This is a genomic window from Streptococcus oralis (assembly GCF_023109315.1).
GTDB classification, from domain to species: Bacteria; Bacillota; Bacilli; order Lactobacillales; family Streptococcaceae; genus Streptococcus; species Streptococcus oralis_BS.
Map to the genome: position 1 here is coordinate 167,412 of NZ_JALDUF010000002.1, position 17,601 is coordinate 185,012.

Below are 17,601 nucleotides of genomic sequence, written 5' to 3' on the forward strand. Positions count from 1 at the left end.
TCAGTTTTTCTAGTATAATGGTTTATTGTGAGCGAACCTCACTTACCCCTTGCAAAGACTGGGGGTCATTAGACCAAAAGGAGGAACATATCAATGGCTAAATACGAAATTCTTTATATCATTCGTCCAAACATTGAAGAAGAAGCGAAAAACGCTTTGGTAGCACGTTTTGACTCTATCTTGACTGACAACGGTGCAACTGTTGTTGAATCAAAATCATGGGAAAAACGTCGTCTTGCATACGAAATCCAAGATTTCCGTGAAGGACTTTACCACATCGTTAACGTTGAAGCAAACGACGACGCAGCTCTTAAAGAGTTTGACCGTCTTTCAAAAATCAACACTGACATTCTTCGTCACATGATCGTCAAACTTGACGCGTAAGAAGGTAAATTATGATTAACAATGTTGTACTTGTAGGGCGTATGACACGTGACGCTGAGTTGCGTTATACCCCATCAAATGTAGCAGTTGCGACTTTTACTCTTGCAGTAAACCGTACATTTAAGAGTCAAAATGGCGAACGTGAGGCTGATTTCATCAATGTCGTTATGTGGCGCCAACAGGCTGAAAATCTTGCCAACTGGGCTAAAAAAGGCTCTCTTATCGGGATCACAGGCCGTATCCAGACTCGTAGTTACGATAACCAGCAAGGACAACGTGTCTACGTAACAGAAGTCGTGGCTGAGAATTTCCAAATGTTGGAAAGCCGCGGAGTGCGCGAAGGACATTCAGGTGGAGCTTATTCTGCACCAACTGCTGGTCAATCAGCACCTGCAAATCCAGTACCAGACTTTTCACGTTCTGAAAATCCATTTGGAGCAACCAATCCATTGGACATTTCAGATGATGATTTACCATTCTAATGGACAATTAATACTATAAAGGAGAAAAAACATGGCTCAACAACGTCGTGGCGGATTCAAACGCCGTAAAAAAGTTGATTACATCGCAGCAAACAAAATTGAATATGTTGATTACAAAGATACTGAGCTTCTTAGCCGTTTCGTTTCAGAACGTGGGAAAATCCTTCCACGTCGTGTAACAGGAACTTCAGCTAAAAACCAACGTAAAGTAACAACAGCTATCAAACGCGCTCGCGTAATGGCTTTGATGCCTTTCGTAAACGAAGATTAAAGAAAAGACCCTTACGGGTCTTTTTTTCACGAGCATGGAAATGAGAGAGCGAGTTGAGGTCCGGGTGGACCTCTTTTTCAGACCCACTGGGTCTTCTTTCTTTGACTATAAATGTGTTATAATGATAGTATGAATTTTCAAAGGGGTGCCTTATGAAGGGAAACAGTATTATTAGAAAAATGATCGAATCTGATACCGAACACTTATCCCAAGGTTTTATCAATCAAGGTTGGCCGGGTAGAGAAGAAATTTTGGCTAGATATTTTCTTGAACAAGAATGTGGGGAGAGAGAAGTCTTAGTTGCAGAGGTTGAGGGTGCTTTAGTGGGGTATATCACAATTTTGCCCTGCGCTAAGCAGGGGCCTTGTGCAGAAATCTATCCAGAACTTTCAGATTTCAATGTCTTTGAGCCTTTTCAAAATCAAGGAATTGGAAACCTCTTGATGGAAGAAGCTGAAAATCGAGTTAAGCTCATATCGGATAAGGTGACCCTTGGTGTTGGGCTCCATTCAGGGTATGGACCTGCCCAGAGATTGTACATCAAACGAGGTTATATTCCAGATGGTTCGGGCGTCTGGTATCAAAATCACAGACCGGCTATGGATGCTACTTGTGAAGATATCGGTGACCTTGTTTTATATCTGTCAAAAGATTTGATTTAAGATAGATCTTATAAGGTTTAACTTTAAAATAGCAAGAAGTCGTAAATTCCTTTTTCATTAGAGAGGGATTTTTTTGTTAGAAAAAGGGGGATTCTATGAAACGATAAAATATAATTATTTGAATTATCAAGATAAAAATAAATATTCAAAATATAGTAAGGTTTAGAATTTTAAAAATATTTAAGAAAAGTTTAAGATTTAATATTTACACAGTGTAAATTATATCATTACAAAAATATTACGATTATTTAAAATTAAATTAGATGCAATAATATACTTAGAAAAATTTGACATATAAATTAATTGGCGGTAAAATAATTACGAAAGTCAAATTAATTGATATTGGAACTATCAGATGTACTAATTAATCTGATGTGTCAAATTTTATTATAGTAGAAGGATACCATAATGAAAAAACTGAAAGTGATGGTTGTTTTTGGAACACGACCAGAAGCTATTAAAATGACCCCTTTAGTGTTAGAATTGCAAAAACATAGTGACAGCATTGAGACGATCACTGTTGTGACAGCTCAGCACCGTCAAATGCTAGATCAAGTTCTTGAAACTTTTAGCATCAAGCCACATTATGACTTGGATATTATGGGGCAAAATCAATCCCTCTTAGATATTACTGGAAAAATTTTAGAAAAGTTTGATCCAGTTGTTAAGCAAGAACGTCCAGATATGATTCTTGTTCATGGAGATACAACGACAACTTTTGTAGCAAGTTTAGTGGCTTTCTATAATCAGGTACGTATCGGCCACGTTGAAGCTGGTCTAAGGACCTTTGATAAGTATTCTCCTTTCCCAGAAGAGATGAATCGTCAGATGACAGATAACCTTGCGGATCTTTATTTTGCTCCAACTAGTGAGAGTAAAGATAATCTCCTCAAGGAAAATCATCCTGAGTCTGCTATTGTCATTACGGGGAATACAGCCATTGATGCTTTGAAATTAACCGTTCAATCGGATTACTATCATGAAGTTCTAGATCAATTAGATCCTTCTAAGAAGCTTGTTTTAGTAACCATGCACCGTCGTGAGAATCAAGGTCAACCAATGAGAAATGTCTTTACAGCTTTACGTGAGATGGTAGATCTTCATCAGGAAATTGAGGTTGTTTATCCTGTTCACCTTAGCCCTGCCGTGCAAGAAGCAGCAAAAGATATCTTAGCTGGTCACGATCGTATTCATTTGATTGATCCTTTAGATGTACTTGATTTTCATAATTTAGCTTCAAGAAGCTATTTTATCATGACCGACTCTGGAGGTGTTCAAGAAGAGGCGCCTTCTCTCGGCAAACCTGTCCTTGTCCTTCGTGACACGACGGAACGTCCAGAAGGAGTAAGAGCAGGTACTTTGAAGCTAGTTGGTACGGATCCAGTATGTGTCAAAGAGGCTATGGCAACACTCTTAACAGATGAAACTCTTTATAGACAAATGTCTCAGGCACAGAATCCCTATGGAGATGGAAGAGCATCTGAACGAATCGTTCGTGCTATACAACATTATTTTGGCATGGCTGAATCTGTATCTGAATTTAAAGAGGGGGAAGAGGCGTAATGAAAACATGGAATAAATTTAGGAATTGGCTCCTCGCTTTTCTGGGGTGCGAGTCACTTCTTTTAGGGCTTTCTTTTTTCTTTGCTCGAGAGATTATTTTAGAACAAATCTTGTTTTTAGCTTTAGCCTTGTTTGCAGTGTTGGTATTATCTGACCTTTTGCTTACTTGGACCCTTATCTTAACATTTGGGCTTGGACTTATTGCTTTGGTTGTGGGTGTAGTTTATATCCCAATCATTCAACTAGTCTTCTTATTGATTAGTTTTCCTCTTTTGATTGGGATTCTACTTAAAGTTCGTTATTATTTCTTCAAGGTGATCTCAAAGGTCCAAGAACAGGAAGACGAAGCTCGAGCAGATTACCAAGCTATGGTCACTGAACAAAGTGATGTGACGGTTCAATCTCTATTGATTCATTGGGCACATGAAGAGTTGTTCTTCCAGATAAAACCGAAAGAGTATAACCAGATGCTCAGTCGTATTCAAGAGGTCATTGCTCAGGAATTGAGTTACAATGATAAGCTCTATTACGTTTCAGAAGGTAATTTTCTCGTTCTATCGAGTAGTAGCCAACATTCTTTGAAGGAACTTTATTTGAATGGTTTGCAGGAGAAACTAAGCAGTTTAGTTTTTCATGGAGAAGATGGCAATCAAGGAATTCAGTTCCAAACAGGCTATTTGGTGATTAACTCTGATAATAGTGGGAAATACCAAGACTACTCGGATATTACCAGTCATCTCAAACGTCAATTAGAGACAGATGTAATTGTAGAATATTAGGAGGGAAACATGACTCTAACCAATATATTTTTTGGCATTGCTTTGGGACTCAGTCTTACCTTTGGCATTTGTTTTGTCATATTATTTATTGCATACAGTATTCTTTACCATCGAGTCAACAAAAATTTTAAGGCGGTGAATCATGATTAGTCAAATGTTAATGATTTTTACCTTGCTTACAATTTGGATTTCTCTAGCTTGGGGCTTGGTAATTCTCTTTTCAGCAGTACACTTTTGGTTTAAACACAGTGATTTTCGTGTAGATACCTCGCCACTACCTTATTACCCTAAGGTTACCATTGTCGTACCTGCTCATAATGAGGATGTGGTTATTGCCCAAACAGCAAAAGCTATCTTGGATATGAACTATCCTCACGACCGTGTGGAGTTGCTTCTATTTGCAGATAACTGTTCGGATAACACCTATGCAGAATGTTTGTCTGTACAAGCTCTGCCTGAATATGCAGGAAGAAATCTGACTATTATCGACCGTACTGGGACAGGAGGAAAAGCAGGTGTTCTAAACGATGCCCTGAAGATGGCAACGGGAGAATACATCTGTGTCTATGATGCGGATGCCATGCCTGAAAAAAATGCCCTTTATTTCCTTGTGAAAGAAGTGATGAAGGATCCAGAACGCCACGTGGCATCTTTCGGTCGCAACAAGACTCGAAATGCCAATCAAAATTTCTTGACTCGTTGTATCAACCAAGAAATCGTTGTTACTCAGCGCGTGCACCACGTTGGGATGTGGCATCTCTTTAAAATTGGGCGTATCCCAGGAACCAACTTTATCATTCAAACCGACTTTGTAAAGAGCATCGGTGGTTGGAAAAATGGTGCCTTAACTGAGGATACCGATATTTCCTTCAAAATCATGCAGAGTGGGAAATTGATTGCCCTTGCCTATAATTCAGAGGCTTTCCAACAAGAACCTGAGACCTTAAAGAGTTACTATATGCAGCGTAAACGTTGGGCTAAAGGAAACTACGAAGTTGTTCTCTCAAACTTTAAGCATTTATTTGACAGAGCAAACTGGCGTGTCAAACTAGAGGTCTTTAACTATTCCTGTGTCTTCTTTTGGTTTAACTTTGCCATTGTCCTCTCGGATTTGATTTTCTTAGCGAATGTGCTAGCGATCTGCCTTAATCTTTTCTTCCCAGATGTCAGGGTTCCATTTGCTTTTGATGCGGACAATATCTACATTGCCCAGCTCATGCTTTTTAACTGGATTCTCATGATTGGTCTGTATCTGATGCAGATTATGATTGCATTGGCAAGTCAATTTGGACAAGCGACAACTAAACAAATCTGGTTGGCCTTGGTAGCCTATTTCTCTTATGCACAGATGTTTATCGTTGTATCCATTGATTCCATTTCTTCAATCGTGCTGGATAAGGTACTCCACCGAAAAGAAACCAAGTGGGTTAAAACCAAGCGGTTTGCAGGATAGGAGGTTCTATGAAAACGAATAAATTAAAATATGTATGGTTTGTGTTCATCCTTTCTATCTTTTGTTTAGCCTTGTTTTTAGCAAGAGGAAGGACTAAAATTGAGATGCGTAATCGAATTTACAGCCAATGGAGCCAACAGTTTCTCGTTACAAAAGGCGATCAGTCTTATGTTCGTACGACGAATGATTCTGAGGAAACGACGGTTCTATCAGAGGCCCAAAGTTACGGCATGCTCATAACGGTTTTAGCAGCCCAAAAAGGGCAAGCAACACAAGCAGATTTTGATAGCCTTTATCGCTATTATCAAAATCATCGTATCGAGGGAACGCAGTTGATGTCTTGGAAGCAAGTGATCAAAAATGATAGCGAAACGGTTGATAAACAAAACGCAACTGATGGTGATCTCTACATCGCCTATTCCTTGATTGAAGCTGCCAAGCAGTGGCCAGATAAAGCACAGGAATATGAAGATCAAGCCAAAAGTATTTTGATTGATATTCTTCGCTTTAATTATAACGAGGAGACTGGTGTTCTAAAGGTAGGAAATTGGGCGAAAAAAAATACGGATTTTTACTATTTGATGCGGACGTCTGATACTCTTCCTCACTATTTCCAGTCTTTCTACGACCTGACTGGAAACAAACAGTGGCTAGATGTTAAGGATAAGATGCTTGGGCAATTGGAGCAAATCAGTTCTCATTCGGATACGGGTCTCTTGCCAGACTTTATCTGGGCTGAGAAGTCAGGCGCGCGTCTTGTTGATGCCAACACAATCGAGTCTCAATACGATGGAGCGTATTCTTATAATGCTTGTCGTTTGCCTTATCACTTGTCTCAAAGTCAAGATGAAAGAAGTCAAAAAGTCGTTCAAAAGATGATGAATTTCTTTATGAAAGAGCGACGCGTTTATGCTGGTTATGACATGAATGGAACTGCCCTCAATCAATACCAGGCAGGTAGTTTTTTGGCCCCTATTACCTATGCGTCTGACAAGGGAGAAGGTTATCTGAAACTTCTTCAGCAAAATAAATACATTTTTACACAAGATTTACCTTTGGACAACTACTATGATGCAACGATGATTACCATGATTGCTCTAGAGATGTTCTAGGATGAGAAGAGAGGGCTAGTTTTACTGGCTCTCTTTTTGATAGGATTTTCATCTTTTTTCAAAAAAGGAATTTCATCAGCTTTATGGTATAATGGAAAGAGTGATGGAAAAGAGGTAGAGAGATGGATGCGAAATTAAAATACAAGGCAAAGAAGATTAAAATCGTTTTTTTTGATATTGATGATACCCTGCGTACGTCAAAGACGGGTTTTATTCCAGCTACAATTCCCACTGTCTTTAAGCAGTTGCGTGAAAAAGGAATTTTAACAGGTATTGCTTCTGGACGTGGTATTTTTGGAGTTGTTCCAGAGATTCGTGAGCTCAAGCCGGACTTTTTTGTAACCCTAAATGGGGCCTATATTGAAGATAAAAAAAGTCAGGTCATTTATCAGCATCAGATTGACAAGTCAGATGTTGAGGAGTATGTCTCTTGGACTAAGCGAGAGGGAATTGAATATGGCTTGGTTGGCAGTCATGATGCCAAACTCTCCACGCGAACGGAACTGATCAGTGAGGCTATTGATCCGATTTATCCGAACTTGGGTGTGGATCCTGACTTTCATGAAAAAGCAGATATATACCAGATGTGGACCTTTGAGGATAAAGGGGATGACTTGCACTTACCAGAGTCTTTATCAGATAAACTTCGCATGGTGCGTTGGCATGAACATTCGTCTGATATCGTGCCAATTTCAGGATCGAAAGCAACTGGTGTAGCCAAGGTGGTGGAACATCTAGGCTTGAAACCAGAGAATGTCATGGTCTTTGGGGATGGTCTCAATGACTTGGAACTCTTTGATTATGCTGGAATCAGTGTTGCTATGGGTGTTTCCCATGAAAAGATTAAAGAAAAAGCAGATTATATTACAAAAACAGTAGAAGAAGATGGCATTTTTGATGCCTTAGAAGGATTTGGTATGGTAGAAAAAGAATTGCATTTCCCACAAATAAATATTGAAACAGTAGAAGGTCCTCTTGCGACCATTAAGACAAATCACGGAGACTTGCGTATCAAGCTCTTCCCTGAACATGCCCCTAAAACAGTGGCTAACTTTGTTGCTCTGTCAAAAGACGGTTACTATGATGGTGTGATTTTCCACCGTATTATCAAGGACTTTATGATCCAAGGTGGAGACCCAACTGGTACTGGTATGGGGGGAGAGTCAATCTACGGTGGCTCTTTTGAAGATGAATTTTCTGAAGAGCTCTACAATATTCGTGGTGCCCTTTCTATGGCCAATGCGGGTCCAAATACCAATGGTAGCCAGTTCTTTATCGTGCAAAACCAACACTTGCCGTACTCTAAGAAAGAGATTGCGCGTGGTGGCTGGCCTGAACCAATCGCTGAGATTTATGCAGAACAAGGTGGAACTCCTCACCTTGACCGTCGCCATACTGTTTTTGGGCAATTGGTAGATGCAGAATCGTTTGCGGTCTTGGATGCCATTGCAGCTGTTGAGACAGGTGCAATGGACAAACCAGTTGAAGATGTAGTAATTGAAACGATTGAAATTGAGGACTAGAATGAAAATTGGTGATAAGCTAACTGGGCGTATTACAGGAATTCAGCCCTATGGTGCCTTTGTCGAGTTAGAGACAGGGGTGACAGGGCTGATTCACATCTCGGAGATTCGGACGGGATTTATTGAAAATATCTATGACATTTTAAAAATTGGTGATGAAGTTCAAGTACAGGTGGTGGATTTTGACGAATACACTGGGAAGGCTAGTCTTTCTATCCGTACTTTGGAAGAGGAAAAACATCAATTGCCAAGACGGAGACGTTTTTCAAATGATCGTATCAAGCACGGTTTTGCACCACTTGGACGAATGATGCCTGTTTGGACGCGTGAGGCACTAGAGCATTTAAAGAAGAAGCCATAAATACGATTATCTAAATCATTTGTAATATTAACATAATTTGTTATAATAAAAGTATGAAAGAAGAACAATTATTAAAACCAGGAGAGCGAATCAACCAGCTCTTTTCGACAGATATTAAGATCATTCAAAATAGAGAGGTGTTTAGCTATTCAGTGGATAGTGTTCTCTTATCACGCTTTCCTCGCTTCCCTAAACGGGGTTTAATTGTGGACTTTTGTGCTGGCAATGGTGCAGTGGGACTTTTTGCTAGTTCACGTACTCAGGCGCAGATAATATCTGTAGAGATTCAGGAGCGCTTGGCGGATATGGCAGAGCGTTCGGTTCAGTTGAATGGTTTGGAAGAGCAGATGCGGGTCATCTGCGATGATTTGAAAAATATGCCTGCCCACATTCAGGGAAGTAAGGTGGATATGATTTTGTGTAATCCGCCTTATTTTAAGGTGGATCCGCATTCCAATTTGAATGAGAGTGAACACTACCTTTTAGCTAGACATGAAATTACAACTAATCTAGAAGAAATCTGTCGGAGCGCCCAGAGTATTCTCAAGTCTAATGGCCGTTTGGCTATGGTTCATCGTCCAGATCGGCTTTTGGATATCTTAGATATGCTTCAGCGCCATAATTTGGCTCCGAAGCGCCTGCAATTTGTCTATCCTAAACGAGAAAAGGAAGCCAATATGCTTTTAATCGAAGCTATTAAGGATGGATCAACGAGCGGCTTCAAGGTCTTGCCACCACTCATTGTTCACAATGATGATGGTTCCTACACGCCAGAAATTCAAGAGATTTACTATGGATCATAAGGCCTATATGTATGTGGTGGAGTGCCGTGATGGTTCTTACTATACTGGTTACACGACAGATGTGAAGAAACGCCTTGCCGTTCATAATAGTGGTAAGGGTGCCAAGTATACCCGAGCTCGCTTGCCAGTTAAACTCATCTATGTAGAGGGCTTTGCTAGCAAGGAAGAAGCCATGTCAGCAGAGGCTCTTCTCAAACGAAAGAAACGTCCACAGAAAGAACGATTTCTATCCGAAAATCAAGAAAAAAATCTAGTTAACGATATTGATGTCTAATGAGGAGTCCTTTGACTCCTCTTACTTTTGTCAAAAGAGGAAAAAAGTGCTAAAATAAGATGAATAAATTTAAAGAGGTATTATCATGTCTAAGATTCTAGTATTTGGTCACCAAAATCCAGACTCAGATGCCATCGGGTCATCTGTAGCCTTTGCTTATCTTGCAAAAGAGGCGTATGGATTGGACACGGAAGCAGTAGCTCTCGGTACTCCAAATGAAGAAACAGCTTTTGTTTTGAACTATTTTGGTGTAGAAGCACCACGCGTCATCACATCTGCTAAAGCAGAAGGTGCAGAACAAGTCATCTTGACCGACCACAATGAATTCCAACAATCTGTATCAGATATCGCTGAAGTAGAAGTTTACGGTGTTGTGGACCACCACCGTGTGGCTAATTTTGAAACTGCAAGCCCACTTTACATGCGCTTGGAACCAGTTGGATCAGCTTCATCTATCGTTTATCGCATGTTCAAAGAGCATGGTGTGGCAGTTCCTAAAGAAATCGCAGGATTGATGCTTTCAGGTTTGATTTCAGATACCCTTCTTTTGAAATCACCAACAACTCACCCATCTGATAAAGTCATTGCTCCTGAATTGGCAGAATTAGCAGGTGTCAACTTGGAAGAGTACGGTCTTGCTATGCTCAAGGCTGGTACAAACTTGGCAAGCAAATCTGCTGAAGAATTGATTGACATCGATGCTAAGACTTTTGAACTCAACGGAAATAAGGTTCGTGTTGCTCAGGTTAACACAGTTGATATTGCTGAAGTCTTGGAACGCCAAGCTGAAATCGAAGCAGCAATGCAAGCGGCTAATGCAGCAAACGGCTACTCTGACTTTGTCTTGATGATTACAGACATCGTCAACTCAAACTCAGAAATCCTTGCTCTTGGATCAAACATGGACAAGGTCGAAGCTGCCTTCAACTTTAAACTTGAAAATAACCACGCTTTCCTTCTAGGTGCTGTTTCACGTAAGAAACAAGTGGTGCCTCAGTTGACTGAGAGCTTTAATGCTTAAGATTTTGGGTGTTATTTCAAAATAGAAAACGTTCGTTTTCATATATTGAAGGGAGTTTCGGCTCCTTTTTTTCTAGGAGAGAAAGATGTTAGCAAACGGCGATTTGATTTTTGTGAAGGACCTTTCAGATATGGGGCAGGCCATCCAGGCTTCTACCGGGAACTATAGTCATGTAGCTATCCTTTTAGACGGATTTGTTTATCATGCAACTAGTGAAGTTGGTGTTATCTGTCAAAAACTAAGAGACTTCTTAGAGCCAGCTTGTCTGTATGATCTTTATCTTTATCCAAAAATAGATATTCAAAAAGTAAAGAAAAGAGCTAACCAGCATCTTGGAGCTCCTTATAATTTTTCTTTTTACCCTGATGGGGAAGGGTTTTATTGTTCCCAGTACATCGCTGAAATCCTACCGATTTTTGAAACTATTTCCATGAAATTTGGGGACGGGGAGCAGGAGATTAGTGATTTTTGGAGGGACTATTACAGGAAACTCGAACTTCCTGTACCTCTGAACCAGCCGGGGACCAATCCTAGTCAGTTAGCAGCATCCCCTCTTTTAAAATGTAAAGAAAGGAATCTTCATGATTCAGATTTTTAATCCATCTCGTTTGACGCGACAGCCATTTTTTGTAGGTTTGGTGGACTTTCTGGACCAGCATGATGATGTAATCCTCCGGGAAATCAAGACTCAGTTTCCAGATGTAGCAGTTGATAAACTGATGGAAGAGTATATTAAGGCAGGCTTGATCCTAAGGGAAAATAAACGCTATTCCCTCAATCTCCCTTTTTTAGAATCTACGGATGATTTAGTCCTTGACCAAGAAATTTTTATCAGAGAGGACAGTCCAGTCTATCAAGCCTTGCTAGAGAAGACTTATGAGACAGAATTGCGCAATCAAACCAATGCTGCCATTTTAGTCGAATCCACGGATTTTGCTAGAGAAAAGATGACCCTGTCGAATTATTTCTATAAGGTCAAGAACCAATCTCCTTTAACAGAAAAACAGCAGGAACTTTATGCTATTTTAGGAGATGTCAATCCTGAGTACGCTCTCAAGTATATGACGACGTTTTTGCTCAAGTTCCTCAAAAAGGACCAGCTCATGCAGAAACGGCGTGATATCTTCGTTGAGAGTTTAGTCGTCTTGGGTTATATTGTTCAAAACGAAGAAGGAAAGTATGAGTTGGCTGTTGATTTTGACAAGGAACGCTTGTCTTTCTATTTGTCTTAATTGTTTGCTTTTGAGCAGATTGTTTGACTTTGCCAAAGAATAAGCATAAACTAAATGTAAGCGATAACCATTATCGTATTAAAACAAAAAGGAGACAGAGCTATGTCACTTGAAAATAAATTGGAACAAGCAACTGGTGCTATCAAAGAAGGATTTGGTAAAGTTACTGGCGATAGCAAAACAGAAGCAGAAGGTGCTGTAGAAAAAACAGTTGCCAAAGCTAAAGAAGTTGTTGAAGATGCTAAAGGTGCTGTAGAAGGTGCCGTTGAAGGTCTTAAAAACTCATTTAAGAAAGAAGACTAAAAAATCAAGGGAAAACTTCCCTTGATTTTTTGATTTTATAGGTAACGTTCTGCGATAGCAGCGTCACCAGGGTAGGATTCTTTCACTCCATTAACGATTTGGTAGCAATCAGCTCCCTTACCTGCAATAATGACAGCATCGAGTTCTTGATTTGTGATGGCCATCGCCGCCTTGATGGCTTCTTCACGATCGGCAATCTTTTCAACAGGATGACTGATATAGCCGCTGATTTCTTCAGCAATGGCCATTGGATCTTCATAGTTGGGGTCATCAGCGGTGAGAAAGACTTGAATCTCAGGATGTTGATTGAGGAGAAGACCAAAGTCCTTACGACGGCTTTCGCCCTTGTTTCCAGTCGAACCGAGAACCAGGGCAATCTTTCCAGTTTGATGAGTTTCAACAACAGAAATCAGTTTTTTAAGACTATCGCCATTGTGGGCATAGTCGATGAAGACTTTGGCACCATTTTTCTGAGTCAGGACTTCCATACGTCCAGGAACGCGGGTTGCAGCGATCCCTTTTTTGATGTCCTCCAGACTGGCACCTAGACGAAGACAGGCAAGTCCTGCAGCAACTGCATTTTCTTGGTTAAAGTGGCCGATGAGTTGGATATCATAATCACCAGCGAGTTTACCTGTAGCTGAAAAGCTAAAGGCTTTGGAGTTCTCGATTTGGTTACTTGACTGGCTACCATAGAAGTCATGCTCTTGATCTTCCACTTGTTCTTTCAATACAGAAAAGTGGTCCATGTCGCTATTAATGACAACTGCTCGGCTATTTTTCATCAAGAGACGTTTGTGATAGAAGTAGTCTTCAAAGCTAGGATGCTCAATCGGACCGATATGGTCAGGAGTGATGTTAAGAAAGACACCTACATCAAAGGTCAGGCCATAGACTCGATGAACAAGATAGGCTTGGCTAGAGACTTCCATTACAAGATGGGTTCTTCCATTCTTAACAGCCTGAGCCATCATGTTGAAAAGATCGATATTTTCAGGCGTTGAGAAGGAAGATTTAAAGAAGGTCTTGCCATCTAGAGTTGTATTCATAGTTGACAAGAGAGCTGTTGGGTAGCGTTGAGATAGGATGTGGTAAGCAAAGTAAGCAGATGTTGTCTTTCCTTTTGTCCCTGTGAAAGCAAGAATTTTTAGTTTCTCTTGCGGATTACCATAAAATTCCATAGCAATCAAACTCATGGCTTTCTTGATATCGTTCACAACGATGACAGGGATACCAACCTCGTAGTCCTTTTCGGCAACATACCAGGCTAAGCCCTGACTTATAGCAGAAAGAAGGTATTCTTTTTTAAAGGCAGCGCCTTTTGCAAAAAAAAGAGTGCCTTCTTTTACTTTTCGGCTGTCGTAACTGATGCTATCAAAAACAACTTCACTGTAGTTGTAGTGGTAGTGTCCTTGGTCGATAATCTCGCGGAAGAGATCATCTTTCTTTAATATATCTAATACGGTTTCAATCTTTATCATACTTTCTATTGTAAACCGAAAGTCTGAATTTTACAAGTAACAAGGAAAAGTTTATAATGGAAGATGAGGAAAATTTCCTAGTTATTAAAATTGAATGAGGAAGCTATGTCTAACGAAAACAATCACCAGCAAGCCCAGATGTTGCGAGGGACTGCTTGGCTAACAGCTAGTAACTTTATTAGTCGCCTCCTTGGTGCTATCTACATTATTCCCTGGTATATCTGGATGGGGACCTATGCTGCCAAGGCAAATGGACTCTTTACCATGGGCTATAATATATATGCTTGGTTCTTGCTGATTTCGACAGCGGGTATCCCAGTTGCGGTCGCCAAACAAGTGGCTAAGTACAATACCATGCGAGAAGAAGAGCACAGCTTTGCCTTGATTCGGAGTTTCCTAAGCTTTATGACGGGCTTGGGCTTAGTCTTTGCTTTGGTCTTGTATCTCTTTTCTCCCTGGTTAGCAGATTTGTCAGGTGTGGGGAAAGACCTGATTCCCATCATGCAGAGTTTGGCTTGGGCGGTCTTGATTTTCCCATCTATGAGTGTCATCCGGGGCTTCTTCCAAGGGATGAACAATCTGAAACCCTATGCTATGAGCCAAATCGCTGAGCAGGTGATCCGTGTTATCTGGATGTTGATGGCAACCTTCTTCATTATGAAGATGGGTTCTGGTGACTACCTATCAGCCGTTACCCAATCGACCTTTGCGGCCTTTGTGGGGATGGTGGCAAGTTTTGCAGTTTTGATCTACTTCCTTGCCCAAGAAGGTTTGCTCAAAAGAGTATTTGAAACACGGGATAAGATTAATAGTAAGCGACTCTTAGTCGATACTATCAAGGAAGCTATTCCATTTATCCTGACAGGATCGGCCATTCAACTCTTTCAGATTTTAGACCAAATGACCTTTATCAATAGTATGAAGTGGTTTACCAACTATAGCAACGAAGACTTGGTTGTCATGTTTTCTTATTTCTCTGCCAATCCCAATAAAATCACCATGATTTTAATCTCTGTGGGGGTTTCAATTGGGAGTGTTGGCTTGCCGCTGTTAACGGAAAACTATGTAAAAGGCGACTTGCAGGCAGCGGCTCGCCTAGTCCAAGATAGCCTCACCATGCTCTTCTTATTTCTACTACCGGCAACGGTTGGAGTGGTCATGGTAGGGGAACCTCTCTATACAGTTTTTTATGGCAAGCCAGATAGTCTGGCCATGGGCTTGTTTGTCTTTGCGGTTTTACAGTCTACTATCCTAGGCTTGTATATGGTCTTGTCTCCTATGCTTCAGGCCATGTTCCGAAACCGAAAGGCAGTGCTTTACTTTGTCTATGGTTCTATTGCTAAGTTAGTCTTGCAATTGCCAACCATTGCTATTTTCCACAGCTACGGTCCTTTGATTTCAACAACTATCGGGCTAATCATTCCAAATGTCTTGATGTACCGAGATATCTGCCAAGTAACGGGTGCTCGTCGAAAGATTATCTTGAAGCGAACTATCTTGATTACTATTTTGACCCTTGTCATGTTTATCTTAGTTGGTTTCATACAGTGGCTAATCGGTTTTATCTTCCAACCAAGTGGACGCTTCTGGAGTTTCCTTTATGTGGCTCTCATCGGAGGGTTTGGAGGAGGTCTGTATGGTTTGATGAGCCTACGGACACGACTCTTGGACAAGATAATTGGCAAAGCTCAAGCAGACCGACTACGGACACGATTGAAAATATCGTAAATGATTTATAAATAAAAGTTATAATTACAACCTTTCTATTAAAGAAAGGTTGTTTTATTGTTCAAAATATTAAAAAAGTAGAACTTTTTCTAAAATTAGTAGCAAAAAAATATGTTTTTTGACTTTTTCTTCAAAAAAGCTTGACTAAATAAAACCAAAACTGTATAATAAGACAAATCTTTAAAACAGGAGGTTCTGGAAATGAAAAAGTCTAAGGCCAAGTATCTGACACTGGCAGGTGTCGTGTTAAGCGCAGGTATCCTACTAAGCGCATGTGGGAACTCAGCAAGTTCATCTAAAACATACAACTATGTTTACTCTAGTGATCCATCTAGTTTGAACTATCTGGCTGAAAACCGTGCAACAACCAATGATATTGTTACCAATTTGGTTGATGGTTTGATGGAAAATGACCAATATGGAAACTATGTTCCATCTTTAGCAGAGGACTGGACCGTTTCTCAGGATGGTTTGACCTATACCTATAAACTTCGTAAGGACGCTAAGTGGTATACGTACGAGGGTGAAGAATATGCCCCAGTTACTGCTCAAGACTTTGTGACTGGTTTGAAATACGCAGCTGATAAAAAATCGGAGGCCTTGTATCTAGTCCAAGCATCAGTTGCAGGATTGGATGACTACATTAATGGGAAAACAACTGACTTTTCAACTGTTGGTGTTAAGGCGATTGACGATCAGACGGTTCAATATACTTTGAATCAACCAGAACCTTACTGGAACTCTAAGACAACCTCTACTATTCTCTTCCCAGTCAATGCTGATTTCTTGAAATCAAAAGGGGATGACTTTGGTAAGGTAGATCCTTCTAGCATTTTGTACAATGGACCTTTCTTAATGAAATCTTTTGTTTCAAAATCTGTGATCGAATTCAAGAAAAATCCAAATTACTGGGATGAAAAAAATGTCTTTGTGGATGATGTGAAATTGTCCTATTATGATGGTAGTGACCAAGATGCCCTAGCACGTAACTTTGTAGAAGGAGTCTACAGCTACGCGCGTCTCTATCCAAATAGCTCAAGCTTTGAAGGAATTAAAGAGAAGAACAAGGATAACATCATCTATAGTATGCAAAATGCAACTTCTTATTACATAAACTTCAACTTGGACAGAAAATCTTATAACTTCACATCTAAATCCTCAGATATCGAAAAGAAATCAACTCAAGAAGCAGTTCTGAATAAAAACTTCCGTCAAGCCTTCAACTATGCTTATAACCGTACAGCCTATGGAGCTCAATCTCAAGGGGAAGAAGGAGCAACGAAGATTATTCGTAACTTGGTTGTACCTCCAACATTTGTAAGTATCAACGGAAAAGACTTTGGTGATGTTGTTTCAGAAAAGATGGTCAACTATGGCCAAGAATGGCAAGGAATCAACTTTGCAGACGCGCAAGACCCATACTACAATCCTGACAAGGCTAAAGCTAAATTTGCAGAAGCTAAGAAAGAATTGGAAGCTAAGGGTGTACAATTCCCAATCCACTTGGATGTATCTGTAGACCAATCAGCTAAAAAAGGTGTACTTGAAGCAAGTTCTTTGAAACAATCCATCGAATCTGTTCTAGGAGCTGAGAATGTGGTTATCGATATCCAACAGCTATCAACAGATGACTTTGACAACTCTACTTACCTAGCTCAAACTGCAGCTCAAAAAGACTTTGATATCTATAATGGGGGTTGGAGTGCGGACTACTTGGATCCATCAAGCTATCTTGATATCTTAAATGTCAATAACGGTGGTATGTTGCAAAACATTGGTCTAGAACCAGGTGAGGTCAATGACAAGGCTAAGGCAGTTGGTCTGGATACTTACACTCAAATGCTAGAAGAAGCGAACAAGGAGCAAGAACCAGCAAAACGTTATGAAAAATATGCTGAAATTCAAGCTTGGCTCGTTGATAGCGCTCTTGCTATTCCAAACGTTTCTCAGGGTGGAACACCGACCTTGAGAAAGACAGTTCCATTCTCATCGCCATTCTCACAAGCTGGAAATAAGGGTGTCGAATCATACAAGTACCTCAAGTTACAAGATAAGACGGTGACAACTGCTGAGTACGAAAAAGCTAAAGAAAAATGGCTGAAAGAAAAAGAAGAATCAAATAAGAAAGCCCAAGAAGAACTGGCAAAACACGTTAAGTAACCAGTCTAT

Annotated in this window: 19 protein-coding genes; 18 read left to right on the forward strand and 1 reads right to left on the reverse strand. The window is 40.2% G+C overall.

The window, feature by feature from the left end; all coding sequences use genetic code 11:
- The first annotated feature begins 93 nt into the window (after positions 1–93).
- From rpsF to M1F74_RS03585, 16 genes are all read left to right on the forward strand, one after another.
- Positions 94–384, forward strand: coding sequence for a 30S ribosomal protein S6 (gene rpsF, locus M1F74_RS03510; RefSeq protein ID WP_049505311.1), 291 nt, complete (start codon positions 94–96; stop codon positions 382–384).
- 11 nt (positions 385–395) lie between these two features.
- Entirely contained in the window at positions 396–866 is a 471-nt protein-coding gene (gene ssbA, locus M1F74_RS03515; protein ID WP_000609595.1) for a single-stranded DNA-binding protein SsbA, read from the forward strand.
- A 31-nt stretch (positions 867–897) separates the two neighbouring features.
- Positions 898–1,137 (forward strand): 30S ribosomal protein S18, encoded by a 240-nt coding sequence (rpsR, locus tag M1F74_RS03520; protein WP_000068664.1) that lies wholly within the window; start codon positions 898–900, stop codon positions 1,135–1,137.
- 152 nt (positions 1,138–1,289) lie between these two features.
- The gene (locus tag M1F74_RS03525; RefSeq protein WP_247946298.1) at positions 1,290–1,799 is read left to right on the forward strand and encodes a GNAT family N-acetyltransferase; all 510 of its coding nucleotides are present in this window, start codon (positions 1,290–1,292) and stop codon (positions 1,797–1,799) included.
- A gap of 408 nt (positions 1,800–2,207) precedes the next feature.
- On the forward strand, positions 2,208–3,362 hold the full coding sequence (gene wecB, locus M1F74_RS03530) for a non-hydrolyzing UDP-N-acetylglucosamine 2-epimerase (RefSeq protein ID WP_247946299.1): 1,155 nt from the start codon (positions 2,208–2,210) through the stop codon (positions 3,360–3,362).
- Positions 3,362–4,141, forward strand: coding sequence for a hypothetical protein (locus M1F74_RS03535; RefSeq protein WP_247946300.1), 780 nt, complete (start codon positions 3,362–3,364; stop codon positions 4,139–4,141). The genes wecB and M1F74_RS03535 overlap by 1 nt, the downstream gene beginning before the upstream one ends.
- Before the next feature lie 142 nt (positions 4,142–4,283).
- On the forward strand, positions 4,284–5,594 hold the full coding sequence (locus tag M1F74_RS03540) for a glycosyltransferase family 2 protein (protein WP_247946301.1): 1,311 nt from the start codon (positions 4,284–4,286) through the stop codon (positions 5,592–5,594).
- A gap of 8 nt (positions 5,595–5,602) precedes the next feature.
- Positions 5,603–6,706, forward strand: coding sequence for a glycosyl hydrolase family 8 (locus tag M1F74_RS03545; protein WP_247946302.1), 1,104 nt, complete (start codon positions 5,603–5,605; stop codon positions 6,704–6,706).
- Positions 6,707–6,828: 122 nt separating this feature from the next.
- A complete protein-coding gene (locus tag M1F74_RS03550; protein WP_247946303.1) occupies positions 6,829–8,229 on the forward strand; it encodes a bifunctional Cof-type HAD-IIB family hydrolase/peptidylprolyl isomerase in 1,401 nt (466 codons plus the stop codon).
- Between the two features lies 1 nt (position 8,230).
- Positions 8,231–8,590 carry a S1 RNA-binding domain-containing protein gene (locus tag M1F74_RS03555; protein ID WP_000689619.1) on the forward strand — a complete coding sequence of 120 codons (360 nt, stop codon included), beginning with the start codon at positions 8,231–8,233 and terminating at the stop codon, positions 8,588–8,590.
- Positions 8,591–8,643: 53 nt separating this feature from the next.
- Complete coding sequence (locus tag M1F74_RS03560; protein ID WP_247946304.1) at positions 8,644–9,393, forward strand: tRNA1(Val) (adenine(37)-N6)-methyltransferase; 750 nt, start codon at positions 8,644–8,646, stop codon at positions 9,391–9,393.
- A complete protein-coding gene (locus M1F74_RS03565) occupies positions 9,383–9,667 on the forward strand; it encodes a GIY-YIG nuclease family protein (protein WP_084874347.1) in 285 nt (94 codons plus the stop codon). The genes M1F74_RS03560 and M1F74_RS03565 overlap by 11 nt, the downstream gene beginning before the upstream one ends.
- Before the next feature lie 85 nt (positions 9,668–9,752).
- Positions 9,753–10,688 (forward strand): manganese-dependent inorganic pyrophosphatase, encoded by a 936-nt coding sequence (locus tag M1F74_RS03570; protein WP_009730386.1) that lies wholly within the window; start codon positions 9,753–9,755, stop codon positions 10,686–10,688.
- Positions 10,689–10,773: 85 nt separating this feature from the next.
- Positions 10,774–11,286 (forward strand): YiiX/YebB-like N1pC/P60 family cysteine hydrolase, encoded by a 513-nt coding sequence (locus M1F74_RS03575; protein WP_000880661.1) that lies wholly within the window; start codon positions 10,774–10,776, stop codon positions 11,284–11,286.
- Positions 11,270–11,920, forward strand: a complete 651-nt coding sequence (locus tag M1F74_RS03580; RefSeq protein ID WP_247946305.1) for a DUF1803 domain-containing protein — start codon at positions 11,270–11,272, stop codon at positions 11,918–11,920. The genes M1F74_RS03575 and M1F74_RS03580 overlap by 17 nt, the downstream gene beginning before the upstream one ends.
- A gap of 102 nt (positions 11,921–12,022) precedes the next feature.
- The gene (locus M1F74_RS03585) at positions 12,023–12,223 is read left to right on the forward strand and encodes a CsbD family protein (protein WP_000051185.1); all 201 of its coding nucleotides are present in this window, start codon (positions 12,023–12,025) and stop codon (positions 12,221–12,223) included.
- Positions 12,224–12,258: 35 nt separating this feature from the next.
- Here the strand turns inward: M1F74_RS03585 and M1F74_RS03590 are convergent, their stop codons facing one another.
- Entirely contained in the window at positions 12,259–13,704 is a 1,446-nt protein-coding gene (locus M1F74_RS03590; protein WP_247946306.1) for a UDP-N-acetylmuramoyl-L-alanyl-D-glutamate--L-lysine ligase, read from the reverse strand.
- Positions 13,705–13,809: 105 nt separating this feature from the next.
- Between M1F74_RS03590 and M1F74_RS03595 the strand changes: the two genes are divergently transcribed.
- Positions 13,810–15,432, forward strand: coding sequence for a putative polysaccharide biosynthesis protein (locus M1F74_RS03595; protein ID WP_247946307.1), 1,623 nt, complete (start codon positions 13,810–13,812; stop codon positions 15,430–15,432).
- Positions 15,433–15,633: 201 nt separating this feature from the next.
- Entirely contained in the window at positions 15,634–17,592 is a 1,959-nt protein-coding gene (locus M1F74_RS03600) for a peptide ABC transporter substrate-binding protein (RefSeq protein WP_247946308.1), read from the forward strand.
- The last annotated feature ends 9 nt before the right edge of the window (positions 17,593–17,601 follow it).

Coding starts and splice junctions, on each gene's coding strand:
- rpsF (WP_049505311.1), top strand. CDS start 94: ATGGCTAAATACGAAATTCTTTATATCATTCGTCCAAACATTGAAGAA.
- ssbA (WP_000609595.1), top strand. CDS start 396: ATGATTAACAATGTTGTACTTGTAGGGCGTATGACACGTGACGCTGAG.
- rpsR (WP_000068664.1), top strand. CDS start 898: ATGGCTCAACAACGTCGTGGCGGATTCAAACGCCGTAAAAAAGTTGAT.
- M1F74_RS03525 (WP_247946298.1), top strand. CDS start 1,290: ATGAAGGGAAACAGTATTATTAGAAAAATGATCGAATCTGATACCGAA.
- wecB (WP_247946299.1), top strand. CDS start 2,208: ATGAAAAAACTGAAAGTGATGGTTGTTTTTGGAACACGACCAGAAGCT.
- M1F74_RS03535 (WP_247946300.1), top strand. CDS start 3,362: ATGAAAACATGGAATAAATTTAGGAATTGGCTCCTCGCTTTTCTGGGG.
- M1F74_RS03540 (WP_247946301.1), top strand. CDS start 4,284: ATGATTAGTCAAATGTTAATGATTTTTACCTTGCTTACAATTTGGATT.
- M1F74_RS03545 (WP_247946302.1), top strand. CDS start 5,603: ATGAAAACGAATAAATTAAAATATGTATGGTTTGTGTTCATCCTTTCT.
- M1F74_RS03550 (WP_247946303.1), top strand. CDS start 6,829: ATGGATGCGAAATTAAAATACAAGGCAAAGAAGATTAAAATCGTTTTT.
- M1F74_RS03555 (WP_000689619.1), top strand. CDS start 8,231: ATGAAAATTGGTGATAAGCTAACTGGGCGTATTACAGGAATTCAGCCC.
- M1F74_RS03560 (WP_247946304.1), top strand. CDS start 8,644: ATGAAAGAAGAACAATTATTAAAACCAGGAGAGCGAATCAACCAGCTC.
- M1F74_RS03565 (WP_084874347.1), top strand. CDS start 9,383: ATGGATCATAAGGCCTATATGTATGTGGTGGAGTGCCGTGATGGTTCT.
- M1F74_RS03570 (WP_009730386.1), top strand. CDS start 9,753: ATGTCTAAGATTCTAGTATTTGGTCACCAAAATCCAGACTCAGATGCC.
- M1F74_RS03575 (WP_000880661.1), top strand. CDS start 10,774: ATGTTAGCAAACGGCGATTTGATTTTTGTGAAGGACCTTTCAGATATG.
- M1F74_RS03580 (WP_247946305.1), top strand. CDS start 11,270: ATGATTCAGATTTTTAATCCATCTCGTTTGACGCGACAGCCATTTTTT.
- M1F74_RS03585 (WP_000051185.1), top strand. CDS start 12,023: ATGTCACTTGAAAATAAATTGGAACAAGCAACTGGTGCTATCAAAGAA.
- M1F74_RS03590 (WP_247946306.1), bottom strand. CDS start 13,704: ATGATAAAGATTGAAACCGTATTAGATATATTAAAGAAAGATGATCTC.
- M1F74_RS03595 (WP_247946307.1), top strand. CDS start 13,810: ATGTCTAACGAAAACAATCACCAGCAAGCCCAGATGTTGCGAGGGACT.
- M1F74_RS03600 (WP_247946308.1), top strand. CDS start 15,634: ATGAAAAAGTCTAAGGCCAAGTATCTGACACTGGCAGGTGTCGTGTTA.